Source organism: Hydrogenibacillus sp. N12 (assembly GCF_019645935.1).
GTDB lineage: Bacteria > Bacillota > Bacilli > Thermicanales > DSM-22653 > Hydrogenibacillus > Hydrogenibacillus schlegelii.
Genome location: NZ_CP080953.1, coordinates 1,021,062 through 1,046,118 on the forward strand (window position 1 = coordinate 1,021,062; position 25,057 = coordinate 1,046,118).

At 59.5% G+C, this 25,057-nt stretch carries 26 protein-coding genes; 23 read left to right on the forward strand and 3 right to left on the reverse strand.

Going from position 1 to position 25,057, the window contains the following annotated elements; genetic code table 11:
- The first annotated feature begins 14 nt into the window (after nt 1-14).
- From K2M58_RS04730 to K2M58_RS04840, 23 genes are all read left to right on the forward strand, one after another.
- On the forward strand, nt 15-1,163 hold the full coding sequence (locus K2M58_RS04730; protein ID WP_066198367.1) for a 3-isopropylmalate dehydrogenase: 1,149 nt from the start codon (nt 15-17) through the stop codon (nt 1,161-1,163).
- Between the two features lie 48 nt (nt 1,164-1,211).
- Complete coding sequence (locus K2M58_RS04735; RefSeq protein WP_220678492.1) at nt 1,212-2,648, forward strand: aldehyde dehydrogenase family protein; 1,437 nt, start codon at nt 1,212-1,214, stop codon at nt 2,646-2,648.
- Nucleotides 2,649-2,727: 79 nt separating this feature from the next.
- A complete protein-coding gene (locus K2M58_RS04740) occupies nt 2,728-3,690 on the forward strand; it encodes a dihydrodipicolinate synthase family protein (RefSeq protein ID WP_220678493.1) in 963 nt (320 codons plus the stop codon).
- Nucleotides 3,691-3,836: 146 nt separating this feature from the next.
- Nucleotides 3,837-4,175 carry a DsrE family protein gene (locus K2M58_RS04745; RefSeq protein WP_220678494.1) on the forward strand — a complete coding sequence of 113 codons (339 nt, stop codon included), beginning with the start codon at nt 3,837-3,839 and terminating at the stop codon, nt 4,173-4,175.
- A gap of 14 nt (nt 4,176-4,189) precedes the next feature.
- On the forward strand, nt 4,190-5,527 hold the full coding sequence (locus K2M58_RS04750; protein WP_220678495.1) for an aromatic ring-hydroxylating dioxygenase subunit alpha: 1,338 nt from the start codon (nt 4,190-4,192) through the stop codon (nt 5,525-5,527).
- Nucleotides 5,528-5,539: 12 nt separating this feature from the next.
- The gene (locus K2M58_RS04755; RefSeq protein ID WP_220678496.1) at nt 5,540-6,043 is read left to right on the forward strand and encodes an aromatic-ring-hydroxylating dioxygenase subunit beta; all 504 of its coding nucleotides are present in this window, start codon (nt 5,540-5,542) and stop codon (nt 6,041-6,043) included.
- 21 nt (nt 6,044-6,064) lie between these two features.
- Entirely contained in the window at nt 6,065-7,036 is a 972-nt protein-coding gene (locus K2M58_RS04760) for a VOC family protein (RefSeq protein ID WP_220678497.1), read from the forward strand.
- Between the two features lie 19 nt (nt 7,037-7,055).
- Nucleotides 7,056-7,286 carry a dihydrodiol dehydrogenase gene (locus K2M58_RS04765; RefSeq protein ID WP_066198395.1) on the forward strand — a complete coding sequence of 77 codons (231 nt, stop codon included), beginning with the start codon at nt 7,056-7,058 and terminating at the stop codon, nt 7,284-7,286.
- 23 nt (nt 7,287-7,309) lie between these two features.
- On the forward strand, nt 7,310-8,329 hold the full coding sequence (locus K2M58_RS04770; RefSeq protein ID WP_066198397.1) for a dihydrodipicolinate synthase family protein: 1,020 nt from the start codon (nt 7,310-7,312) through the stop codon (nt 8,327-8,329).
- Nucleotides 8,326-9,810 (forward strand): 4-hydroxyphenylacetate 3-hydroxylase family protein, encoded by a 1,485-nt coding sequence (locus K2M58_RS04775; protein ID WP_220678498.1) that lies wholly within the window; start codon nt 8,326-8,328, stop codon nt 9,808-9,810. Before K2M58_RS04770 ends, K2M58_RS04775 begins: the two co-directional genes overlap by 4 nt.
- Before the next feature lie 4 nt (nt 9,811-9,814).
- Entirely contained in the window at nt 9,815-10,573 is a 759-nt protein-coding gene (locus tag K2M58_RS04780; protein ID WP_220678499.1) for an alpha/beta fold hydrolase, read from the forward strand.
- 361 nt (nt 10,574-10,934) lie between these two features.
- Nucleotides 10,935-11,831, forward strand: coding sequence for a VOC family protein (locus K2M58_RS04785; protein WP_066198407.1), 897 nt, complete (start codon nt 10,935-10,937; stop codon nt 11,829-11,831).
- Between the two features lie 55 nt (nt 11,832-11,886).
- On the forward strand, nt 11,887-13,224 hold the full coding sequence (locus K2M58_RS04790) for an aromatic ring-hydroxylating oxygenase subunit alpha (protein ID WP_220678500.1): 1,338 nt from the start codon (nt 11,887-11,889) through the stop codon (nt 13,222-13,224).
- 112 nt (nt 13,225-13,336) lie between these two features.
- The gene (locus K2M58_RS04795; RefSeq protein WP_220678501.1) at nt 13,337-13,864 is read left to right on the forward strand and encodes an aromatic-ring-hydroxylating dioxygenase subunit beta; all 528 of its coding nucleotides are present in this window, start codon (nt 13,337-13,339) and stop codon (nt 13,862-13,864) included.
- A gap of 79 nt (nt 13,865-13,943) precedes the next feature.
- Entirely contained in the window at nt 13,944-14,396 is a 453-nt protein-coding gene (locus tag K2M58_RS04800; protein ID WP_220678502.1) for a DinB family protein, read from the forward strand.
- A gap of 37 nt (nt 14,397-14,433) precedes the next feature.
- The gene (locus K2M58_RS04805) at nt 14,434-15,201 is read left to right on the forward strand and encodes an SDR family NAD(P)-dependent oxidoreductase (RefSeq protein ID WP_220678503.1); all 768 of its coding nucleotides are present in this window, start codon (nt 14,434-14,436) and stop codon (nt 15,199-15,201) included.
- Nucleotides 15,202-15,716: 515 nt separating this feature from the next.
- Entirely contained in the window at nt 15,717-16,580 is an 864-nt protein-coding gene (locus tag K2M58_RS04810; protein ID WP_220678504.1) for an alpha/beta fold hydrolase, read from the forward strand.
- A 43-nt stretch (nt 16,581-16,623) separates the two neighbouring features.
- The gene (locus K2M58_RS04815; protein WP_220678505.1) at nt 16,624-18,114 is read left to right on the forward strand and encodes a 4-hydroxyphenylacetate 3-hydroxylase family protein; all 1,491 of its coding nucleotides are present in this window, start codon (nt 16,624-16,626) and stop codon (nt 18,112-18,114) included.
- 12 nt (nt 18,115-18,126) lie between these two features.
- Nucleotides 18,127-18,927, forward strand: a complete 801-nt coding sequence (locus tag K2M58_RS04820; protein WP_220678506.1) for an SDR family oxidoreductase — start codon at nt 18,127-18,129, stop codon at nt 18,925-18,927.
- An 81-nt stretch (nt 18,928-19,008) separates the two neighbouring features.
- Nucleotides 19,009-19,569, forward strand: a complete 561-nt coding sequence (locus tag K2M58_RS04825) for a cupin domain-containing protein (protein WP_220678507.1) — start codon at nt 19,009-19,011, stop codon at nt 19,567-19,569.
- Nucleotides 19,566-20,510: a 3,4-dihydroxyphenylacetate 2,3-dioxygenase gene (gene hpaD / locus K2M58_RS04830; protein ID WP_066198435.1), complete on the forward strand. Its 945-nt coding sequence runs from the start codon at nt 19,566-19,568 to the stop codon at nt 20,508-20,510. The genes K2M58_RS04825 and hpaD overlap by 4 nt, the downstream gene beginning before the upstream one ends.
- A 49-nt stretch (nt 20,511-20,559) precedes the next feature.
- On the forward strand, nt 20,560-21,072 hold the full coding sequence (locus tag K2M58_RS04835) for a flavin reductase family protein (RefSeq protein WP_252393539.1): 513 nt from the start codon (nt 20,560-20,562) through the stop codon (nt 21,070-21,072).
- A 130-nt stretch (nt 21,073-21,202) separates the two neighbouring features.
- Nucleotides 21,203-22,516 carry an MFS transporter gene (locus K2M58_RS04840; RefSeq protein WP_220678508.1) on the forward strand — a complete coding sequence of 438 codons (1,314 nt, stop codon included), beginning with the start codon at nt 21,203-21,205 and terminating at the stop codon, nt 22,514-22,516.
- 129 nt (nt 22,517-22,645) lie between these two features.
- Here the strand turns inward: K2M58_RS04840 and K2M58_RS04845 are convergent, their stop codons facing one another.
- From K2M58_RS04845 to K2M58_RS04855, 3 genes are all read right to left on the reverse strand, one after another.
- Nucleotides 22,646-23,497, reverse strand: coding sequence for a pirin family protein (locus tag K2M58_RS04845; RefSeq protein WP_220678509.1), 852 nt, complete (start codon nt 23,495-23,497; stop codon nt 22,646-22,648).
- Nucleotides 23,498-23,548: 51 nt separating this feature from the next.
- Complete coding sequence (locus K2M58_RS04850; protein ID WP_220678510.1) at nt 23,549-24,337, reverse strand: DODA-type extradiol aromatic ring-opening family dioxygenase; 789 nt, start codon at nt 24,335-24,337, stop codon at nt 23,549-23,551.
- Between the two features lie 109 nt (nt 24,338-24,446).
- The gene (locus K2M58_RS04855) at nt 24,447-24,860 is read right to left on the reverse strand and encodes a DoxX family protein (protein WP_220678511.1); all 414 of its coding nucleotides are present in this window, start codon (nt 24,858-24,860) and stop codon (nt 24,447-24,449) included.
- Nucleotides 24,861-25,057 lie beyond the last annotated feature (197 nt).

A 25,057-nucleotide genomic window follows, 5' to 3' on the forward strand; every position in this document is an offset into this window, starting at 1 on the left:
AGGGAGCATCGTTCATGTCCAAGACCTACCGGATCGCGGCGATTCCTGGGGACGGCATCGGCCCGGAAGTTCTGGAGATCGGGATGGAAGTCCTGACCGCCGCCGTGAACACGTTGAGCGCGGGCCGGCTGCAGTTTGACCTCTTCCCTTGGGGTTCGGAGTATTATCTGCAGCATGGGCGGATGATGCCGGAGAACGCCTTAGAGATCTTAAAAGCGTATGACGCCATCTATTTGGGAGCCATCGGCGATCCGCGGGTGCCGGATCACCTCAGCCTCGAGATGCTCCTCGACCTTCGGAAAGGATTCGATCAGTACGTCAATCTGCGCCCGGTGAAACTGCTTCCGGGCGTGGAATCTCCCGTCCGGTTGAAGCCGGGCGAGACGGTGGATTTTGTGGTCGTTCGAGAAAATACGGAAGGGGAATACAGCCGCCTGGGAGGACGGTTTAAGGTGGGCACGGCGGACGAAGTCGCCGTACAAACGTCGATCTTTACCCGTAAGGGTACAGAACGCGTCATGCGCTACGCGTTTGATCTGGCGCGGCGCCGTGCGGAAGAACGTGCCCGGGAGGGGGTTGAGGTCAAGGAAGGCGGCGGGACGGCCGGAGGACCGCGACCGATGGTGACGAACTGTACCAAATCCAATGCCCTGAATTATTCCATGGTCTTCTGGGATGAAGTGTATGCGGCGGTGGCGGCCGAATATCCGGACGTTCACCGGGATCAGGCCCTGGTGGATGCCCTGGCCATGTGGCTGGTGCGCCGACCGGCGTATTACGACGTCATTGTGTCCTCGAACCTCTTCGGCGATATCCTGACGGATCTCGCCGCCGCCATCCAAGGGGGGATGGGCATCGCCGCCGGCGGCAACATCAACCCCGAACGAACCTATCCTTCGATGTTTGAGCCGATTCACGGCTCGGCGCCCAGATACAAGGGTCAGAATCGGGCGAATCCGATCGCCGCGATCTGGGCCGGGAGCATGATGCTCGAGCACTTGGGAGAGACGGCGGCGGCGCGGCTGGTGATGAAGGCCGTCGAGGATGTCCTCGCCGAAGGACGATACCGCACCTCCGACCTGGGAGGCACCAGTTCGACCACCGAAGTGGGCGAGGCGATCAAAAAGACGATCCGCAAAAAAGGGGATGCGCTGATCCGTTAAGGTTTCGAGGGGATTCAGATCTGATGAGCGTTGATGGGGGTGTAGGCGGTGAGAAACGGTCAGCGAAAAGGCCTGTGGATCGACGGCCGTTACGAAGAGACGAAAGACTGGTCACCGGTCCTTTCCAAATCCGACGGCCGGCTGCTCGCGGAAGTCGGCCGGGGAACGCGGGAAGATGTGCACCGGGCGGTTGAGGCGGCGGTCCGGGCGTATGCCGCCTACCGCACCTATCCGGCGCATGCCCGGTCGGCCATCCTCTACCGCGTCGCCCAGATGCTGGAAGAGCGAAGCGAAGCGGCGGCCCGCCTCATCGCCGAAGAGGCCGGAAAGCCGCTGAAAACGGCCCGCCTCGAGGTTCGGCGCGCCGTTCAGACGTATCGCTTCGCCGCCGAAGAAGCGAAGCGCATCGGCGGGGAGACGATCCCCATGGACGCGGCGGTCGGCGGGGAAGGACGCCTCGGGTTCACCTGGCGGGAGCCCCTCGGCGTCGTGGCGGCGATCACGCCCTTCAACTTCCCGCTGAACCTCGTCGCCCACAAGCTCGGTCCGGCCCTGGCCGCCGGCAACACCGTCGTCCTCAAACCCGCCGGGGCGACGCCCCTTTCCGCCTTCTTCGTCGCCGAGCTTTTTCACGAGGCGGGCCTTCCCCCCGGGGCGCTCAACGTCCTAAGCGGCCCCGGCGGCGAGATCGGCGACGCCCTGGTGGAACATCCGCGGGTCAAAGCCGTCACCTTTACCGGCAGCGCGGCGGTGGGAAAGCGGATCCGGGAAAAAAGCGGTCTGAAGCGCACGCTCCTCGAGCTCGGGTCCAATTCGGCGGTCATCGTCGAGCCGGACGCACCGTTCGAAATGGCCGTCTCCCGGACGGCGGAGGGGGCCTTTCAGTACGCCGGGCAGATCTGCATCTCCGTCCAGCGCATCTACGTCCACGAAGCGATCTACGACCGCTTTCACGCGGCCCTTTTGGAGAAGGTCAAGGCGCTCAAGGTCGGCGATCCGCTGGACGAAGCGACCGACGTCGGGCCGCTCATCCACGAAGGGGAAGCAGCACGGGTGGCGGCGTGGATCGAGGAGGCGGTCGCCGGCGGGGCGCGCATCGAGATCGGCGGGGTGAAGGAGGGGCCCTATCTTTCTCCGACGCTCCTCACCGGCGTGACGCCTGAGATGCGGGTCGTGCGAGAGGAGGTGTTCGGGCCGGTGGCGACGCTCGTCCGGTATCGAGATCTGGAAGAGGCGATCGCGCTGGTGAACGATTCGCGGTACGGGCTCAACGTCGGCCTCTTTACCCGGGACATCGCCAAGGCGTTCCGGACGGCGCGGCGCCTTGAGGCCGGCGGCGTGATGATCAATGACATCCCGACGTTTCGCGTCGACCACATGCCCTACGGCGGGGTGAAGGAGAGCGGCTACGGCCGGGAGGGGGTGAAGTACGCCATCGAGGAGCTCACGGAACTCAAACTGGTCGTTGTTCATGTGGACGTCTGAGCCGCTCATCCCGAAATCGATGAGGAATGACCCTACCATGTAGAGGGAATGACAAGAGCGGAAACGGAGGCCGATGAGGATGGAATTTACGCGGAGTGAAGCCAAAGCCTGGAGCCAGGCGCATCTGCGCGATTTTTACATGTGCCCGCTTACGCCCATGACGGCGGATCTGACGCTTGACGAAACAGGCCTTCGAGAAAACATCGAGGCGTACGTGGAGATGGGCATCAACGGTCTGGTGGTAGGCGGCTTTATTTCGGAAGGTTGGAACATGAAGCTGGCGGACTGGTATCGTTATCATGAAATCATCGCCGACGCAAACAAAGGGCGCATGGATTTGTGGACCATCATCCTTGACCCTAGCGTTCACCAGGCTTTGGAAAAAATGGCTTTCGTCGAAAAACTGGGCTTCAGCGGCGCCGAAGTGATCAATCCGGTGGTGCAGCTTCGGACAGACGATGAAATTTACGACTATTTCAAGTACCTGACCGATCATTCCAATCTGGCGATCGTCCTGTATCGGACGCCCGTCTCCGGAAAAGTGCTGAGCCTGGAGCTTTTGAAGCGCCTGGCGGAGCTGGAGACGATCGTCGGCGTCAAGCAAGGTTCCCTGAATCACGCCGAAACCTTAAAACTTCGGCGCGAGCTCCGCGATGATTTTATCGTGGCCGAGCCGTGGGAGCGATTTTTCTTGGACGACCTGCGCTACGGCGGACAGGTGATTTGGGGGGAACTGTCTTACATCATCTACGGCCAAAAGCGGCCGCTCATGAAAGAATACATGGAGCTTGCCCGGGCCGGAAAGTGGGACGAGGCCTACCGGAAATGGGCCGAGCTTGAAGCGGTGCGGGACCTCTATGACGACGTCTTCATCTGGGAAATCGCCAGGACGTCCACCTATGCGTCGGCGCTGGCGATGCTCAAGGTGTGGTACGAAGCGATCGGACTGAAAGCCGGTCCGATGCTGCCGCCGGTGCGCGACGTGGCGTCCGAACGAAAAGAGTGGTTGCGCGCGAAGTTACAGGAAGTAGGTGTGGTATGATAAACAGAGATTATGAATGATTTACACCGTACGAAATTAACGGTCCTGATTGACAAGATCGATTAATTCTTGTATCTTAGTATTGTAAGGCTCAAGAATTCCATGAGGAAAACCACGGATTCAAATTGGTGCGGGGAGGGGAAACCATGACCAAGCTGCTGGCGCTCATTTTAAGCGGCCCGGATGAAAAAATGAAGGTCATTTCTGGATTGAGGGTGGCCCAACGGATCAAAGAGATGGGCGGAGAAGCGCGGGTGGTGTTTCTCGCTGATGGGGTCCGTGTTCCTTTGGAGGGAGCTAATGATCCCGATTTTTCCGCGGCCCTGGAATCCGTGAAGGATCTTGAATCGACGGTGTGCAAAGGAATTCTTGAACAGATGGGTGTACAGATGGAGCCGTTAGAGTTAAAAGGCTTCAATGTGGACTATGTCGGTCCGATCCTGGCCAGGGCGGCGGAGGAAGGATTTCAGATTGTAAGCTTTTAAAGGGGGGTATGGCAATGACGATTTATGCTCAGTCACGTTCGGGCGGAGAGGGGACCCATTTGCTTGAAGAAGCCCGCCGCCAGCTGGCGGTTGGGGAGCTCCCCGGAGCGATCTACCATGATCCCGAGATCTTCGAGCTGGAAATGGAGAAAATTTTCGCCCGCGCCTGGGTTTACTTGGCCCACGAGTCGGAGATTCCCAATGTGGGCGATTACGTCGTGCGGTATATCGGAAGGGATAGCTTTGTTCTGATCCGCGATGAAAACGGTAACGTGAGGGCGCACTTTAACATGTGCCGTCACCGCGGGATGCAGGTGTGCCGGTCGGAGATGGGCAACGCCTCGCATTTCCGCTGTCCGTATCACGGGTGGACGTACCGGAACGACGGCACGCTGGTCGGCGTTCCGGCCGGAAAGGAAGCCTACGGTGATCGACTGAACAAGGAAGCGTGGGGGCTTATCCCGATTCCACGGCTGGATCAATACAACGGCATGATTTTCGGCTCCCTCGATCCGAAGGCGCCGTCCCTGGACGAATGGCTGGGAGACATGAAATGGTATCTCGATCTTTTTACGCGGCGAAGCGCGGCCGGCTTGGAAGTGATCGGGGCGCCGCATCGCTGGATGATCGACGCCGACTGGAAGCTCGGGGCCGACAATTTTGTCGGCGATGCCTACCATACGCTGATGACACATCGTTCGATGGTCGAACTTGGGCTTGCCCCCCCAGATCCGCAATTTGCGATGTATGGTGAACACGTCCATATTCCCGGGAAGGGGCACGGCCTTGGGATGATCGGGGCACCGCCGAACATTCCACTACCGCCTTTCTGGGGCTATCCGGAAGAGATCGTCCGCTCGCTCAAGGAAAATTACCCCTCTGAGGCGCACGTCCGTGTCGCCGAAAAGTTGAACTTCGTCCATGGAACGGTGTTTCCGAATCTTTCCATCCTTAACGTCATGATCGGCCGCGATCACGTCCATCCGCCGACTCCGATGCTGACGTTCCGGCTGTGGCATCCGATCGCGCCCGGCAAAATGGAAGTCTGGTCGTGGTTCCTGGTGGAGAAGGACGCGCCGGAGTGGTTTAAGGAGCAGAGCCGGCTCACGTACCTGCGCACGTTCGGGACGAGCGGGGTGTTTGAGCAGGACGACGCGGAAATGTGGCGCGGGATCACGCGGGCGGCTGGCGGGGAGATGGCCCGTCGCAACCGGATGAACTACCAGATGGGCATGGATCATCTGGCACCCGATCCGAACTGGCCTGGCCCCGGCGTCGCATATCCTCTGGATTACGCCGAAGCCAATCAGCGCAACTTCTATGCCCGATGGCTGGAAATGCTTGAAGCGTGAGGGGGGTTAAAAATGTCACGGACAGCGGTGGACGCCTTAGAGATTCTTAACTTTCTGCATCACGAGGCGCATTTGCTGGATGCCGGGAAATTCAACGCCTGGTTGGAACTTTTGACAGACGACATCCGCTATCGGGTGCCGGTTCGGGTCACGCGAGAGCGAGTACACGGTCCCGGCATCATCGATCACATGAGCCACTATGAAGAAGATCGGTACTCGCTGGAGATGCGGATCAAACGACTGGAAACCGAAGCGGCGTGGGCGGAAGATCCGCCGTCCCGGACGCGGCATTTCGTCACGAACGTACGCGTCGAGCCCATCGATGACCGGCATGTCCGGGTGTACTCGAATCTGCTTCTTTTCCGCAGCCGGGGTGACAGCCCGAGTTTTGATCTTCTGTCCGCGGAGCGCGTTGATGTGCTGCGGCGGACGGACGGGGGCTGGAAGCTGGCGGCGCGGGAGGTCGTGCTCGACGTCTCGACCGTCCCAACGCACAATCTGGCGATTCTGTTTTGAAATTTGTAGGAGGGATGGGCGATGGGCAAACGCCGGCACTGGATCGAACGGCTGGCCCATGTGGAGCTTTTGACCCCCAAGCCGGAAGAAAGTCTGGTCTTCTTCCGCGATCTTCTGGGGCTTGAGGTGACCGCCCAAAAAGGAGATTCCGTCTATCTCCGGGGGTGGGGGGACTGGTTTCACCATACGGTGAAGCTCACGGCGGCGAAAGAGGCGGGCGTGGGCCACATCGGATGGCGCACCGAAAGCCCGGAAGATCTGGAAAAGGCGGCGCGCTTTCTTGAAGGCAAGGGCCTCGGGGTCGGCTGGGCGGAGGAAGGGGATCTCGGCCAGGGGCAGACGTATCGATTCCGACTGCCCGATGGCCATCAGGGCGAACTGTTCTTTGAGGTCGAACGCTATTCGCCGCCGTCGGAGAAAAAACCGTTGCTTAAAAACCGGCCGCAAAAGCGCCCCTATCGGGGAGCCGATGTGCGGCGGATTGACCACGTTAATCTTTATGCGTCGGATCCGACGCCCAGTCGGGAGCTCTTTCAGGAACTCGGGTTTAAATGGCATGAAGGCTTGTGGGTGAAAAATCAGGTGGAAATGGCGGCCTGGATGGCCGTCTCCAATCTCTCGCATGACCTTGCCTTCATGCGCGATCCGACCGGGGCCAAAGGTCGGCTCAATCACCTGGCGTTCTGGGTGGATACGGAAGCCGAAGTCATTCGCGCGGCGGAGCTTCTGCGGGAAGCGGGCGTGTTCATCGAATACGGGCCGGGGCGGCACGGCATCAGCGAGGCCTTTTTCCTGTACGTTTACGAACCGGGTGGCAATCGAATCGAGGTCTACAGCGGCGGTTATTTGAACTTTGACTCCGACTGGGGTCCGATACTCTGGGATTTCGACGAACTGGCGGAACGCGCTCTCGCCACGGCGGTGGTTGGCGGGCCGCCGCCGGAGTCGATGTTTGCTTACGGAACGCCGCCGGTCATGCTGCCGCAGAGCTAAGCGAGGGGAGCCTCACGGGATGAAGCTTGAAGTGGCCAATGAATTTACCGTCGTTCATGTGCAGAAAGTAAAGACACGAAACGGAGAACGGCTGGAGATTTATTCTCCCCGATTGGGCTACCGGATTCAGCTCGATCCGCTGGAGCTCGAAAGCCTGACTTGGCAGACGACGGAAACTTTTTCTCGCTTTCTAGAGACGCCTTTTGGGCCGGGAGCGGTCGAAGCGCGATCCTTGTCTGACCTCTTGTAAGTTTAGGAAGGAGCGATCGATCAATGGCGACGCGCTGGACCGCCGAGGACTTAAAAGGCGTCATCGCGGTGGCCCCGACGCCGGCCAAAGAGGGCGCTCAGGACTTCAGGGAAACGATGACCGTCGATCTGGACGAAACCGAAAGGATGGTCAAAAACCTTTTACGGGACGGCGTCCACGGGCTCCTCACCAACGGCACGCTGGGCGAGATGGCGACGCTCACCTTTGAAGAGTGGAAGGCTTTCGCCGAAGTTGTCTATCTCACCGTTCGCGCGCACAATCCCGATTTTCCGCTTTTTATCGGGGCGACGACGCTCAGTACGCGGGATACGATCGAGCGGATGCGCTTTCTTCGCGATCTCGGCGTGCGGGGCGTGTTTCTCGGGCGGCCGTTTTGGAGCGAACTCGGTCCCGACGCCATGATCCGCTATTACCGCGACGTTACTGCCGCGTTTCCGGAGATGAGCATCGTCTTGTACGACAATCCCGAGGCGTTCAAGGGGCCGATTCCGACCCCGGTGTATCGGGAGCTGGCAAAAAATCCACGGATCATCGGGGCCAAGTACATCGCCCTGACGCCGAAATACCGGGCCGATGTCGAAGCGGTGAACGGGAAGATCCGCCTCATGCCGCTCGATTCGGACTGGCTGCAGGCGGTCGCGCTCTATCCGGTGGAGGCACAGGCATTTTGGTCGAGCAGTGCCCTCTGCGGTCCGGAGCCGGTGCTCTATCTCTGGAAGGCGGTGCAGGAGGGGCGCTGGGACGATGCCCGATGGGTGACCCAGCGCATCGAGTGGACGTATGAGCCGTTTCTGGCCCGGCAAAACTTTCGGGAGTTTTCCAAGTACAACATCCCGCTCGAAAAGATCCGATTTGACGAGGCCGGATATGTCAAAGCCGGTCCGACGCGGCCGCCGTATCACGTCGTCCCGGAAGCGTACGCGGAAGGGGCGCGGGAAAACGGCCGCCGCTGGCGGACGCTCGTCGAGGAAGTCCGAAGGCGAGAGAAGGATGCCGAAAAAAGAAAGGAGGTCCTGAAGTGAGCCGGCCAAAGACGGATCGAGACGTTTATCAACCGCGCGAGACGATCAAAAACGGGAGCGACTATCTCGAAAGCCTGCGGGATGGGCGCACCGTCATCTACCACGGTGAAACGGTAGATGATGTGACGCGCCATCCGGCGTTTGCGCCGTATGCCCGGGTGATCGCCCGCATTTATGACGTCATTGCGTCGGAAGAATCGCTCCTCTACACGACGGAAACGGGGGCGCAGGCGTTCGTCCCCTATCTCCTGCCGCAAAACGTCGAGGATCTCAAGCGAATTCGCGAGGCGATGGAGCGAATTCATGCCCTTTCGGCGGGGATGATCGTACAGGGTCCAGAATATAAAGGACCGGTGATCTCCGGGTTGGGGGCGGCCGGCCCGTATTTTGTGCCTTATCAGGACAACGTGGCCCGTTTCTACACGGTTGTCCGCGACAGGCGGCTCTATCCGGGCAATGCGTTTACCGATCCGCAGATCGACCGTTCCAAGCGACCGTCGGAGTTGGCCAATCCGGATCTGGTTTTGCGCGTCGTCCAGGAACGCGATGATGGCGTCATCATCCGCGGCGCGAAGATGGTTTCGACGGCGGCGCCTTTTAACCATGAAATGCTCATCCTGCGATACGGCGGGGCCCATCGCCTGACGCCGGAGGACGCCGACTACGCTTTCATTGGCGCGGTGCCCCTTAACGCGCCGGGGCTTAAGGTGTTCAGCCGCCAATCGTTCCGCCCGCCGGTCGCCGATCCGCTGGATGCGCCGTTTTCCACGCTCTTCGATGACAACGACAGTTTTCTGTTTTTCGACGACGTGTTTGTCCCGTGGGAGCGCGTTTTCGTCTATCGCGATCCGGAGAAGGCAGACAACTGGTTAAGTCAGACCAACATGGCGGTTCAGCTCGTCTACGGCGACCTGATCCGCTGGCAGACGAAGTTTACCTTCTACACGGCGCTTGCGGTCAAAGTGGCCAAGGCGAACGGCACCATCGGCTTCCGCGGCCAGCAAGAACGGCTCGGGGAACTGGTCGCTTGGACACAAATGATGAAGGCGCTTGTCTACGCCGCGGAGACGAAGGCGGTCCCCTATTACCAGGGGGTGATGCCGAATCCGGAGATCGTGCTTACGTTCCGTGCCCTCCGTCCGATGATCTACAAGCGCGTCGTCGAACTGGTTCAGGAGATCGCCGGAAGCGGGGCGGCGACGCTCCTATCTTCGCTGAAAGACCTGGAATCCGTTCCCGAAATCGTGGAGTTTGTCCGCGGTGCGGCCGTTGACGGCTTGGAGCGGACGAAGCTGTATAAAGTTGTATGGGATGTGGTTCATTCCGACTTTGCCAGCCGTTCTGAGCTCACGGAACGGCTTCACACCGGCAACACCGGCGACGTTCTCATCCAGCTCTTTTTTGGCGCGCAGGGAATGGGACTCGATGCCCATTACGATCAGGTGATGGAACAGGTTGAAAAATTGATTCGGGAGGTGTAAGCCCGTGTTTTATGCGTTAAAAAAGGGGACCGAAGTGACGCTGGCTTTCCTTCATGCCTTGCCGCTCGATTCGCGGATGTTTCAGCCGCAGATCGATGCGTTTCGTGAACGGGCGACGATCTACGCCGCCGACTATCCCGGCTTCGGCGGCACGCCGGCCAATCGCGAGCTGAGATTTGAAGACTATGCCCGGGGCGTCCTCGCGGAGTGGGATCGGCTGGGGATCCGCCGGGCGGTAGTCGCTGGCGTCTCGATGGGGGCTCAGCTTGCGCTCTGGATCGCCGCTCATCATCCGGAGCGGATTGAAAAGCTGGTGATCTCCAGCACGCATGCGCTGCCGCCGGCAGCGGAAGAGCGGCAGATGTTCCTTGATCTGGCTCAGGCCGTAGAGACCCACGGTCCGGCGGCGCTGGCGGATCAGCTCATCGGGATGCTTTTTTCCGAGGCGGCACGATCGACGAAGCCGGAGGTGATCGCAAGCGCTCGCCGGATGATCGAGGAGGCGGACGGCGTCGGAGTGGCCACCGCGTTCCGGGCGCTGGCGAACCGACCGGACCCGACCCCCTGGTTTTCCCAGATTCGCGTCCCGACGCTTCTCATCTACGGGGAGTTCGACGGGGCGATTCCGCCGACCCATATCGAGGCACTGCATCAAGGCATTGCCTCGAGCGAATTGCACCGGCTTCAGACAGGTCACTATCCGAACCTTGAAGCGCCGGAAGCGTACAACGCACGGATCGAACGGTTTGTCTTTAAAAATTAAATGGACTTCTGCGACAGGGCCCCGGCTTCGGGGCCCTTGCGGGTTGAAAGCCCCAGGGTTGTGTTCCGTTCTTACGGGAGCTGTTTGCCGAGTTTATACGGATTTGTTCGGAATGAAGGACGGCGATGGCACCGGATGGTTTGGTCGGTCGAAGGGTCTGCTCGCACCGAAGGTAACGCTCAATATATCAAGGCGTTCCGAAAATATAAAGGGATGGTGAAAAAAATCAATTCGCATTCCCCTTGACTTTCTCGTAAGATCCTTATATCCTAGTATCAGAAAGCGAACACATAGACACAGGGGTTAACTGAGCAAGCGTTGACGGGCTCCATGAACGAGTTCAACGAAGGAGGATGAGACGGTGGCCATTCAGAAAGTGGCTCACGCGCATTTGCGCGTAAGCGACACCGGCAAAGCGCTGGCCTTTTATGAAGAAGTCGTCGGATTGAAAGAAGTTCACAAAAGCGGCGACGTGATTTACCTCGGACTGGGCGCGGATGACAACTATGATTTGGCCATTGCACCTGGCGGGACGGGCGTCGAGCGATTCGCCTTTCAGGTTGACAGTGAAATTGATCTTGAACATTACGCAAAGCGCTTACAGGATCGCGGGGTCAGCGTGTCCGAAGTCAAGACGGATGATCCTGGCGTCACCGGCGGCATCCGTTTTCGGCTGCCGAGCGGGCATACGATGGAGCTCGTCCTCGTTGCGGATCGCCCCACGTACCTGCATCCGGTGTTCACGCACGTGAAGCGGACAAGAGGATTTGCGCCTCTGGATGTCGATCACATCACGTTGCAAGTGCCGGTGCCAAAATTGCGCGAGACGGCGGAGTTTTTGCGAGATGTCTTAGACTTTTATATTTCCGATATCTTTCAACCGGCGCCGGACGTCTGGGGGGCGGTTTGGACGCGCGTAGGAGAGTATCATCATGACATGGCGCTGATCGGGGGAGAGAATCCGAGCGAGACGCTCAACCACTTGGCTTGGCAGATGGACGGGATCGAGCATGTTAAGAAAGCCTTGGATTACCTCGGGCAACATCAGATCGCATTAGAGACAGGCCCGGGGCGTCATGGTGTCGGCGGGAACATTTTTGCTTACTTCTGGGAGCCAGGCGGCAACCGCTTTGAGTTGTCTGCGGAAATGCCGCGGACGGTCGATCGCCAGGCTCCGCCGAAGATCTGGGACAACTTCCCGAAGGCGTTTAGCGCTTGGGGGCAGTTGCCTCCGGAATCGTTTGCGAAAGGTTCGTAAGCAGCGGAACCATCATCATAACGAGGATCATCGCCCGGCGGAGGAGGGAGTCCTAATGGTCGTTCAAAATGGAATTGTAAAATCCGGATACCTTTCAGATGGAACACGCATTAGCGACTTGATCGACTTGGAAAATGGGTATATTTCCGCACGGGTCATCGGCGATCCTGAGATTTACCGCCTGGAGATGGATAAAATCTTTGCCAAGGTATGGGTGCCTGTGGCGCATGAGTCGGAAATTCCAAGCAAAGGTGACTATGTGTTGCGTTATATTGGCGATGAAGAAGTGATCGTCTCCCGATCGGAATACGGAGAGATTCACGTCGTGCTCAATGCTTGCACACACCGCGGCATGCCGGTCTGTCGTTCCGAGCGCGGAAACACGTCTCATTTCCGGTGCCCGTATCATGGGTTTACGTATCGGCAAGATGGGCAATTGATCGGCGTCCCGGCGCATCGAGAGGCTTTCGGTGACGCGCTGAATAAAGATCTTTACAGCCTGGTTCGGGCGAGGGTCGCCGTCTACAAAGGACTTATTTTTGCGACGTTCAACGAATCGGCGCCTTCTCTTGAAGAGTATTTGGGCAGTTTAAAGTGGTATCTCGATATGATGCTGCATCATACCGAAGAAGGTATGGAAGTGATCGGGGTACCCCAGCGCTGGGTGATCAAATCGAACTGGAAGCTCGGCGGAGATAATTTTGTCGGGGATGCTTATCACACGTTCATGACCCATTATTCTGCTGTCCAGTTGAAGATCGTTCCGAGCGGCGATCCAAAGTTTGCGTATTATGGGGTTCACGTATCGTGTGAAAACGGGCACGGCTTAGGCTTAATCGGGGGACCGCCGGAAGTCGAGATTCCGCCTTACTACGGCGCTCCCCAAGAGATCGTGGAGAAAATTGAACGGACATTGTCGAAGGACCATCAAAAAGCGTTCCGGCGTCTGGCATATAACCATGGCACCATCTTTCCCAACATGTCGTTCGGTTACTTCACCTGGGCCACGGAAGATGGCAAGCGTCCGGGGGCGTACCTCACCTTGCGGCAATGGGTCCCGCGCGGACCGCATGAAATGGAGGTCTTTACGTGGGTGCTCGTGGAAAAGGAGTCGCCTGATTGGTGGAAGGAGCTGGCCAGAGAAACGTTTGTTCGGACCTTTGGTGCGAGCGGTATGCTGGAACAGGACGATGCGGAAATGTGGAGCAACATCACAAGAGCGACAAAAGGACATATTGCATCGCGCAAGCTGAAATTTATTTACCGCATGGGCATCGATCGCAAGCCGGATCAAGGCGAATGGCCGGGTCCGGGTGTGGTGTACCAGGGGGACTACAGTGAGGCGAACCAGCTGAACATCTGGCGTCAGTGGGCTAAGTTGATGAGCGAGTAAACGATAGATGATGGTGTTGCAGGCCGCTTCCGACTGGAAGGCGGGGGCGGCCAAAAATCCAGAGCAATGAACAATGATCCAAGAGATGAGCGAGTGCAAAGGGGGATCGAACATGGGGACCAAAACAACAAAATCGATTCAGATGGGAGACGCGATCTATTTTGAAATTCTCGATTTTCTGCATCGGGAAGCGGCCCTCTTGGATGATGGGCGGTTTCGCGACTGGCTTGCGCTGATGGATCCCGATGTCCGGTACACGATGCCCATTCGAACGACGCGTGAGCGCGTCCACGGGGATGGATTTGTCGAGGAGATGTATTTCTTTGATGAAAATTATGCTTCGCTCAAAAAACGGGTTGATCGCCTGGAAACGGAGTACGCCTGGGGCGAAGATCCGCCGTCGCGGACACGACGATTCATCGATAACGTGCGAATTGAACAGATGAGCGATGCTGAGTTTTTCGTCAGAAGCTATTTCTTACTGATGCGCAGCCGTGGCAACAACCCGGCTTATTCGATGCTGACCGGAGTTCGCGAAGATACGCTGGTCAAAAGAGAGGATAGCTTCAGGTTAAAGAAGCGAAAGATCTTGATCGACCAGGCGACTCTTGGGATGGAGAATCTCGGGGTGTTTTTCTAAGCGGATGTACATCGGTTGTTACCGCATTACCCTTCGTCAAGTTAACGGTGAGTTCATTAACAAATAAGAGGTGAGATGAATGGATGTTAAAAATCTTTTGTTGTCTCAGCACAGCAACGTTCGTCAACTAACGCTCGAAGTGGCGGCAGCCATGCCTGATGAACGTTATGAATTTACGCCTTGGGAAGGAAGCTTTAGCTTTGGTGACAGTCTTCGGCACATCGCTTCAATCGAGAAAGCTTTGATCCAAGCGCTTCTCGGCGGCGGTTGGGACTGGAATCAAGGCGTTACACGCGATGCATATCCGAACCGGGCCGCGATCGAGGCGCTCTTGCGGGAAAGCGGTGAGGCGCTGCGAGAGGAGATCAGCAGAATGTCGAATGAAGCGTTTACGCGTCCGATCGCTTCACCGTGGGGGGATGTTACCCCCGCGGAGCTTCTACTTCTCTGGTTGATTCATGAGGCACATCATCGTGGGCAGCTGTACGTGCACTTGCGACTGAATGGAATAACACCGCCAACGTATCACTGAAGGTCATCCGTATATTTTGTTGAGGAGGGGTCAGTCCATGTTAAAGCGGTTAGAAGGGAAAGTGGCCTTCATCACAGGGGCAGCGGGAGGACAAGGACGGGCTGCTGCGATCGTTTTTGCTCGGGAAGGCGCGAAGGTGGCGGCCGTTGACGTCGATGCGCAGGGGGTAGATGAAACGATTCGTCTGGTCAAGGAAGCAGGAGGCGAAGCCATTGCCATTCATTGTGACGTCTCAAACGAAGAACAGGTGAAGGCGGCCATCGCGAAGACGGTCGAGGCGTTTGGCAAGCTCAACATTTTATATAACAACGCCGGCATCGCGCATCGGAACATTTTTATTACAGTAGAGGAACTTGACGTCGAAGAATGGGAAAAGATCCAAAACGTAAACTTGAAAGGGACCTATCTCGTCTGCAAGCACGGCATTCCTGAATTGGTCCGTGCCGGCGGCGGATCGATCATCAACACGGCGTCGACGGCGGCGCTCATCAACAGTCCGGGTGGGCCTTCTTACTCTGCAACGAAAGGCGCCATTATTTCGCTAACGCGTCACCTTGCGGCGACATATGCGAAAAAAGGCATCCGTGTCAATGCTTTGGCGCCCGGTTACGTTAAAACCCCGATGACTAAGGCGATGGAAGAGGTCTTCCCGGATCTGGATCGAGTGGCATCCGAAGCCACGCCGCTTGGCCGTGGTGCAGATCCGGAAGAAATTGCCAATGTGGCGCTCTTCTTAGCGTCGGATGAATCTTCGTTCGTCACCGGTGCGGTGATCGTTGCTGATGGAGGTCTGACCATTGTATGACAATATGGATTGAAATGTCTTCCAAACACGCTGTGCAGGAGGATAATAACGAGGATGAAGACGGGGGATGCGAATCAGTTGATCATCGGAAATGAGTTTACGCAGGTGGTGATCAGAAAAGTATATACGCGAAACGGTGAAAGGTTGGAGATTTATTCACCGAAGTTGGATAAAAAGACGTGGCTCGATCCGCTCATGCTTGAAAGCTTGACGTGGCAAGAGCCAGAGGTCTTTACACAATTCTTGGCCAAGCCGTTCGGTCGATAGAAGAACGGTTCCCCACCTGCTTGCCGTTGATTGTGGAGACGAGATCGAAAGCACATGAAGCCTGATCTCATCTGCGGGTAAGCAGGTGGGGACAATGTTTCCTTGTTTGCAAGAACAATCTTCCCTTAGATTAAATCTTGACAAATAAAGACGCAGATGGTATGCTGGGAACAACTAAGATTTTAGTATTTTAATGAAGGTTGTCGGGGGCGTCGCAGATCGCAAAGTCGGTTAAAAGGGGGATGCAGATGCAAAAGGCAGTCAGCATTTGGTTCGAGCTCGTCGGCGTTCCTTTGCAGCAGTATTACGTCGACGTGCAGGGGATCCGAACCCGCGTTCTGGAAGCCGGAGAAGGCGAGGCGCTCATCCTGATCCACGGGACGGGGGGGCATCTGGAGGCCTATGCCCGCAACATCCGGGGTCTGGCCGAACATTTTCGCGTGATCACCTACGATATGGTCGGTCATGGCTTGAGCGACAAACCGGATCGGCCGTATACGATCGATTACTTGAGCGATCATTTGATCGGTCTGGCCAAGGCCCTGGGGTTAGAAAAGTTTCATGTCTCCGGCGAGTCCCTCGGCGGCTGGGTGGCCGCCTGGACTGCGGCGCATCATCCGGAATGGGTGGGGCGGGTCATCTTGAACACGCCGGGCAACATCACGAACAAGCCGGACGTCATGCAGCGGGTGAAGGAATCGACGATCCGCGCGGTGACGGAAGCGTCGTATGAAAACGTTCGCTCGAGACTGGAGTGGTTGTTTTACGATAAGTCGTTCGTGACGGACGAGCTCGTCCACATCCGCTATGGGATCTACACCCGGCCGGAAATGAAGAAAGCCGTCTATCACATCGTCAGCGTCCAGGACTGGGAAATTCGGAAGCATTACGCCTGGGATCCTTCGTGGGTGGGGAAGATTCAGAGCCCGACGCTCATCCTCTGGACGGACCACGATCCGACCGGCACGGTCGAGGAGGCCGAACTGCTCCATCGCTGGATTCCGCATAGCAGGCTGCACGTCATCGAAGGGGCCGGCCATTGGCCGCAATGGGAAAAACCGGAGGAATTCAACCAGGTGCATGTCGATTTCATTCGCGGCCGGCTCGACTGAAGTCCTCAATGGTATGAGAAAGACGATCGAGGGGGAATCCGCCATGGGCGCCCGCAAAGGCATCGACTACATTCAACGGCTCAAGGAACATCCGCCGGAGACGTGGATCGGCAAGGAAAAGGTGACGGATCCGACCGCGCATCCGCTCATCCGGCCGGCGGTGGAGGCGACGGCCCGCCTCTACGACGTGCAGTGGGCGGAGGAGCACGCCTCCTACATGCTCCACCGGTCTCCGGATACCGGAGGGCTCGTCGGGACGTCGTTTCTCGTTCCGCGCTCGAAGGAAGATCTTTACAAGCGGCGCCTGCAGTCGCTCATCTGGGCGCAGCAGACGTTCGGGTTGATGGGCCGCTCGCCGGATTTTCTCAACGCCATGCTCACGGCATGGTACATCAACCGCGATTTCTTCGGCCCGTACGCCGAGAACGTGAAAAAGTACTACGAATATGTCCGCGACAACGACCTTTTTCTGACGCACGTGCTCATCGATCCGCAGGTGGATCGGAGCAAGCCGCCGTCGGAGCAGCCGGATGGGTACACATATCTCGGCGTGGTCCGCGAGACGGACGGCGGGATCATCGTTCGCGGCGCCAAGATGCTGGCAACGTCCGGTCCTTATGCGGACGAGGTGCTCGTCTGGCCGTTTCACCTGCGTAAGCCGACGGAGAAAGATTACAAATACGCCATTTCGTTCGCCGTGCCGCTGGATACGCCGGGGTTGAGGCTGATCGCCCGGGAACCGTACACGCGTTCGTCGACCCTCGATCACCCCCTGGCGGCGCGCTTCGACGAACTCGATGCGGTGGCCGTCTTTGACGACGTGTTCGTGCCGTGGGAGCGCGTGTTCATCTATCAGGATGTGGAGCGCGTGAACACCATCTGGAAGGTCAACTCCAACGCGTTTACCGGCCACCAGACGTCGATCCGACTGCTCGTCAAGCTCCAGTTTTTGGCCGGCCTGCTCATGAAGGGGACGGAAATGGTGCAGACAAATCAGTTCCCGCATGTGCAGGACATGATCGGCGAGGTGACGACGTACATCGAGCTTGTGCGGGCGGCGATCATCGCTTCGGAGGCGACGGCCGAACCGAACGCCGACGGGATTTACATGCCGAACGTCGTGCCGCTCTATGCCGTGCGCAATTCGGGCAACCGCTGGTATCCGCGGGTGATTGAGATCATGCACCTCGTCTTTGCCGGCGGGCTGATGTATCAGCCTTCGAGCTTCGACGTCTTTGACAGCCCGATCGCCGACGATATTCGGAAGTATTACCGGGGAGCGACGGTGAGCGCCGAAGAGAAGATTCGCCTCTTCAAACTCGCGCAGGACCTGGCCATTTCCGACTTCGGCTCCCGGCATGTCCTGTATGAACGGTTCTACGCCGGAGATCCCATGTTCCTGAGGATTCAGACGCAGTACAGCGCTTATGACAAACGGGAAGCGCTGGCGCTGGTCGAGCGGGCGCTGGCCCTGTATAGGGAGGAAGAAGCCGCAAAAGCGGAGAAACCCGAGGCCAAGGAAATGAAAATCTGAGGGGGAACCGTCGTGCGGTTAAAGGAGAAAAAGGCGCTGGTGACGGCCTCAAGCTCCGGGATCGGGCAGGCGATCGCCCGAACGCTGGCCGAGGAGGGGGCAGACGTTTTTTTAAGCGGAATCGAGAAGGATCTTCTACCGCAAACGGCTGAAGCCATCGCTCGTGCCACGGGGCGTTCGGTGGCGTTTGCGCTGGCCGACTTTACGTCGCCGGCGTCGATCGACGCCTTGGCCGAACAGGCGCTGCAAACATTCGGTCGGATCGACATTTTGGTTTACAACACGGGCGGGCCTCGGCCCGGCACGTTCTTGGAGCTTTCCGAAGCCGACTGGGAGAAGGCCTACCGGCTGGTGCTCGACGCCGCCATTCGGCTCACGCGCCGCGTTCTCCCGGGGATGATCGAGCGACGTTTCGGGCGGCTCATCTATATGACGTCATCATCGGTTATCCGGCCGCTTCCGGAGCTGCACCTGTCCAACGTGATGCGCGCCGGCGTCAAAGCGCTGGCCGAATCGCTCGCCGTGGAAATGGCGCCGCACGGCATCACGACGCACGTCGTCGCGCCGGCGCACATCGATACGGCGCGCAGCCGGGCCATCGCCGAGGCGCGGGCCAAGGCGCGGGGCCTTTCGGTCGAGGCGGTGCTCGAGCATGATCTCCGCGGGATTCCGGCCGGCCGCTTCGGTCGCCCGGAAGACGTCGCGCGGCTGGTCGCCTTTCTGGCCTCGGAGGAGTCGGCGTTCATGACGGGTGGGACGCACGTCGTCGACGGCGGGTTTACGCTGGTTACGCCGCTTCATCTGCTGGGTTAAGCGATGCTTCGGGAAAAGGGCGCGTTGTTGAAATGCGGCGCCCGGTGAGCGGTGTCCGATGAGCAAGGAGAGGTGGTGCCGGTGGACGGGGCCGGAAAAAAGGCTCGTGACGGGAAGCAGGCGCCCGCCGAGCGCGAGGCGAAACTGGCCGCTTTCATGGCTCAGTTAAAAAAGCTCAAAAATCGCGACCGGCAGGATATCGGCGCCGAGGGGCTGGTCGTCCATTCGGAAGACGCGATCTGGCTCGATGCGTCGGTCACCGGCAATCCGAGCGAGATCGGCGTTCTCCTCGACATTCCGGCGCGGACGATGGAGTTTTATCTGCAGCGGATTCCGGTCGGCGCGGCGACCGACCTTCAGCGGCATGTTCACGAATCGGTCCATTTCGTGCTCGAGGGCGAGGGGTATTCGGAGATCGGGGAGCAGATCGTGCGCTGGAAGAAGGGCGATTTTGTTTACACGCCGCCCTGGATCTGGCACCGCCATTACAACACAGGAACGGTGACCGTTGAAATGCTGCTCATTGAAAATTCGCGGTTGCTGGAGGCGCTGGACGCCAATCGACGGGAAAGCGCCGGACTCATCGACTACCGGACGTGGGCCAAGCAAAAAAGGGAAGAAGAGGAGGGGGGACGGCGATGATCCTCCGCTTGGGCTATGCTGAGCTGTACGTCACGGATCTGGAGCGCGCGCGGGCGTTTTACGTCGAGGTGCTCGGATTTATTGAAGCGGAGCGGACGGAGAATCGCCTGTATTTGCGCGGGGTTGAGGAATTCGACCGCTACTCGCTGATCCTGACGCGCCGCGACACCCCCGGGCTCGGCCATTTCGGGCTGCGGGTGGCGAGCCCGGAGGCGCTTTCAACGCTGGAAAAACTCCATGCCGCCCTCGGCGTGCCGCTGCGCCGCGTGCCCGAAGGGACGTTGCCGGGCATGGGAGAAGCGCTTTGGGTGCGGGAACCGAACGGGCATCCGGTGGCGTTTTATCACGAGATGGATCAGGTGCATTCTTTTAGCATCGCGTCCTCCGAAGACGCGCTCCCGATGCGCCGGACGCATCTTTTCCGCGGGATTCCGCCGCTTCGGATCGATCACATGAACTTGCGCGTCGCCGACGTCGATGCGGCGCTTCAGTACTGGCGGGACCGGCTCGCGTTCAGCGTGTCGGAATACGTGGTCAAAGACGGCGCGACGTTTGCCGCGTGGACGCGCCGGGCGCCCGGGACGCACGATGTGGCGCTGGTCCGGGCGAAGGGCCCCGCGCTTCATCACGTCGCGTACCTCGTCCAAGGGCCGCAGGAGATCATCCGCACGGCGGATCTTTTGGCCGATGCGGGGTACCAGGCGTCGATCGAGTTCGGGCCGGGGCGGCACGGGCTGTCGAACGCGCTTTTCCTCTACATCCGCGATCCCGACGGGAACCGCATCGAGATCTACGCCAATGACTACCCGCGGGATCTGGATCGCCCGCCGATTCGGTGGACGTGGGAGGAGTACGACCGCCGCGGTCGATTGTGGTGGGGTCCGGAATATCCGGCACGCTTTTTGGAGACCCAGCCGGTGAACGACCGCTGGCCGGGGTAAAAGGGAAACGAAGCGTTAGGGGAACCGCATCGTTCAGGGGGTGAGCGGTGTGTCGGAGGCGATCGATCAGCGAGAGCTTCGGAACTGTCTTGGCCGTTTTGCCACCGGGGTGACGGTGGTGACCTACCGGGGGGAAGACGGCGGACGGTACGGCATCACGATGAACTCTTTTACGTCCGTGTCGCTGAATCCGCCGCTCATCCTTGTAGCGATCGATCGGCGGACGAAAGCTTACGGAAAGCTCCCCGGACGGCCTTTTGCGGTGAACATCCTGTCCTCCGATCAGGAGGATCTGGCCTATCATTTTGCCGGGAAGCCCCGGGAAGGCCTCGACATTCCCTGGGTCGAAGGGGCGCTCGCGCCCCGATTGGGCGGTGTGCTGGCGACGATCGTCTGCACGCCGTGGCAGACGTACGACGGTGGCGACCATGTGCTCTACCTCGGGGAGGTTCAGGAATTTCAGTATCGGGACGGGGACCCGCTCGTCTTCTACCGCGGGAAGATGACGTCGCTTTCTCTCGATGAATCATCTTCTGCTTCCGCATTCCCATCGAAGCGTTAAATGCCGTCCGATCGCCGAACGGTTGGTGCCCGCTCAGCGCTTGCGGCGGGCGCTTCTTTGGCCTCATGAATTCGAATATTTACGGTATTCCATGATCTGGAGAAGGGGGATGATTTTCATGAGCCCGTTCATGAGCGCGCGGAGGAAGGCGTCCGGTCGCGTTTTGCCTTGGCTTTTTCTGGCGTATGTCGTGGCGTTTCTGGATCGGACGAACATCAACTATGCCGCCCTGACGATGAACGAGGAGCTGGGCTTTACGGCGGAGATCTTCGGCCTTGGCGCCGGGTTGTTTGCGATCGGATACTGGCTTTTGGAAATTCCCGGCGCCATCCTGGCGGAACGATGGAACGCGAAGCTGTGGATCGTCCGGATCATGATCACGTGGGGCATCGTGGGGATGTTGTTCGCTTTTGTGCAGGCCCCCTGGCAGTTTTACTTGCTTCGGTTTTTGCTCGGCTTGGCGGAAGCGGGTTTTGTCCCGGCCGCCCTCGTCATGCTCGGCCACTGGTTTCCCGAGCGGGACCGGGCCCAGGCGGTGAGCTGGTTCTACATCGGCCTTCCCGTTTCACAGGTGATCGGCGGGCCGCTGGCGTCGTGGTTGCTGGGGGTGAAGTGGCTGGGGCTGTCCGGATGGAAATGGCTGTTCATCGTGGAAGGGGCGATGGCGGTGGTTCTCGGGCTCCTCATGCTCCTGTTCTTAACGAACCGTCCGGAAGACGCCCGTTGGCTCAGCGAAGAGGAGAAGCGCGCCCTTCGCGAACAGCTGGAGGCGGAACGCCGCGCGAAGGCGGGCGCCGGGCATGGAAGCTGGGCGCTGGCGCTCCGCGATTCGATCGTCTGGCGCGTGGCGATCAGCATGTTTTTGCTCGGTATCGGCTTCTACGGCTTTAACTACTTCGTGGCGTCCATCACCAAGCAGATTTCGGGGTTGACGAACGCTTCGGTCGGCTGGCTCCTGGTGATCCCGTTCTCGCTGGCGGCGATCACGATGTATCTGAACGGCCGTCATTCGGATGCGACCGGGGAGCGGCGCTGGCACACCGTCCTGTCGTGGTTCGTCGGCGGACTCGGCCTGCTTCTTTTGGCTTACGGCCCGCATCATCATCCCGCATGGCTCCTCGTGTGGCTGTCCATCGCCGCCGTCGGCCTCAATGCGTACTTTGGGGCGTTCTGGGCCATCCCGCAGACGTTCCTGTCGGGCGTGGTCGCGGCGAGCGGGATCGGACTCATCAACATGATCGGCAACATCGGGGGATTTGTCGGTCCGTACGTGACCGGGGCGATTCGCGATCGGGCCGGGTCGTTTGATTTGGCCATCTTGCTCTGGGTGATCGCCCTTGTCCTCGCCGCAGCGCTCATTCTTTCGTTGCCGAAGGAAAAATCGGTGCCGAAGGAAAAGTCTTCGACGAAGGAAAAGTCTTCGACGGCGGAAACCAAATCATAAAACGATGAACGAACCGACCCCGCCTGCATGGCGCGGGCGGGGTCGGTTGTTGGCGCTATATTTTGATGGCGCTTATTTATGGAAGCTTGATGGACGGCCCGGAAGTCCGTAACGATTTCGACGGCGTTTTCAGTCCACGAAGCTTCCGCGGAAAACGGGGCGTTCGCCGATCGGCGTGCCGAAGACGGCGACGAGGCGGGCTGCGCCGTTTGTGCCGCGGGCATGGGCGGTGGGCGCGGAGGGGCCGGCAGCCGAGGCGTCCGGGTCGGTGGCGGACGCCTTTTCCTCGGCGCCTTCCGGCGCCGGTTCGATGTCGAGTTCGGCGGCCTCGCCGGCGAGGACGACGAGCGCCGAACCGGCCGGGACTTCCAGCACGCGCCCGTCTTCCGCACCGCCGCGGAGCTGAACCCGGAGGCGGCCGGCCAGCGGATAGACCAATCCCTGATCTCCGTTCGGAATCTCCATCCGGTACCGGCCGTCGGAGGCGAGGGTGACGTCTTCATAGCGCATCGGACGGAGGATTTCGATCGGCGAGCCGCTTCCGACGATCGTCTTCACGGTGACACCGCCTTGGGCATGAACCGGAAACGCTTCGGGCGGCACGTCTTGATAGCCCGGCGGGATGCCTTTTTCGCTTCGCGGCAGGTTGATCCAAAGCTGCAGTCCCTCGTTGACGCCGTCCGTTCCCGGCATCTCCGAGTGCCAGATGCCCGAACCCGCCGTGATGCGCTGGGCGCCGCCGGCGAAGATCACGCCCTCGTGACCGGCGTCGTCGGCGTGCCGGAAGGCGCCTTCGAGCATATAGGTGATGATTTCAAAACCGCGATGCGGGTGCGGCGGGAAGCCGGCCGGCGGGCTGACCGCAAAATGGTCCAAAAGCAAAAAGGGATCCAAAAAGAACAGGGTCCGCGTCGGCATGAGCCGCCGCACCTGGGCGCCTTCGCCGTCCGTCGTCGGCGAGAGGGGAAGCACCTTCGCCATCCTGCCACCACTCCTTTAGAACGCGTTTAAAACGCGACCGCTCAAAGGCCACTAAAACGCCACCGCGAGCAGGCTCAGGCTGCCGTACTGGTAGTCCCGATACAGCACTTCGGGCGTCTGATCCGGCAGGCCGGCGCCCAGGGCGATCCAGTACGGCGCCAGGTGTTCCGGCGTCGGCACCGCCCGGAGGGCGTGCGGCGCGGTCCGGCGGTAGTCGAACAGGGCCGCCACATCCCGCCGCATCGTCTTTTCGAGCAGCCAGTCGTCAAAGGCGACGGCCCACGCTTCCGCTTCCTCCGCTTCCGCCCAGCGAAGCGACATGAGATTGTGCACCGTGCCGCCGCTCCCGATCAGGAGCACGCCTTCCCGGCGCAGCGGGCGGAGCGCTTCGCCGATACGAAACAACTGTTCGGGCGCATACCCCGGCACGACCGACGCCTGAACGACCGGCACGTCCGCCGCCGGAAAAAGGCGTCGGAGGACGACCCAGGCGCCGTGATCGAGCCCCCGGGCCGGATCGACGGAAACCGGAAAGCCGGCCGCCGCGAGGCTCGTCCGGACGCGTTCGGCGACGGCCTTCGAGCCGCGGGCGGGGTAGGTCACTTCATACAGCGCTTCCGGAAAGCCATAAAAATCGTGGATCGTCTCGTAGGGGCCGTCCCTCATGGACACCGCCGGATGGCGCGTCGTCCAGTGGGCGGTGAACACGACGACGGCCCGGGGTTTTTGGGCCGCGTCCCGCCACGACGCGCCGAGGCGGGTCAAAAACGCCGCATACGCATCGTCTTCGATCGCCAGCGTCGGCGATCCGTGGGCGATAAAAAGTGCCGGCGCGATCACCGGCAGACCTCCTTTTGTTGTTTATTTTAGGTCAAGCGGTGAGCGGGCATGCATCGGCACCGCCGGTGTCTGAGCCCCGGACGCGCCGGCAGCGCCTGGAGGTCAAACTTCAGCCGCCGATCGAAACGCGGTAGGCGCCGGGGCCGGTCAAAAAGCCGATGACGAGGGCGACGACCGCCAGGATCAGCACATATTCGTAGCCGTTTTTGTCGATGAAAAGCCCGTGTTTCACGTGCACCGTAAAGAGGGCGACGATCATCACCGCTGCGATCAAGAGCGCGGCGATCGGCGTCCAGAGCCCGAGCGCAAACAAAAGTCCGCCAAAAAATTCGCTGCCGCCCGCCAGAGCGGCCCACAGCCGGCCGGGGCGAAATCCGAGGGACTCCAGCCAGCCGCCGACGCCGCCGAGCCCGTAACCGCCGAACCATCCGAACAGCTTCTGGGCGCCGTGGGCGGCGACGATGAGGCCGACGAAGAGGCGAATGATGAGAAGCCCCGCGTCCACATCGAGCTGGAAAACCATCCTTTCGACCTCCTTTGCCTCCATGAAGCGAGATGGGATCGCCCATGATCTAACGAAACGGTAGCAGATAAAGAATATATAGCTCTATGGCTTTACCTTATCGTAAATCACGCGCGCTGTCAAGATCTTGGTGGGGTCCAAGGTTTCCTCCCGGGAGGCGATCCGGGAGCGGTCTCGCAGCTCTTCCTTGCCCCCGT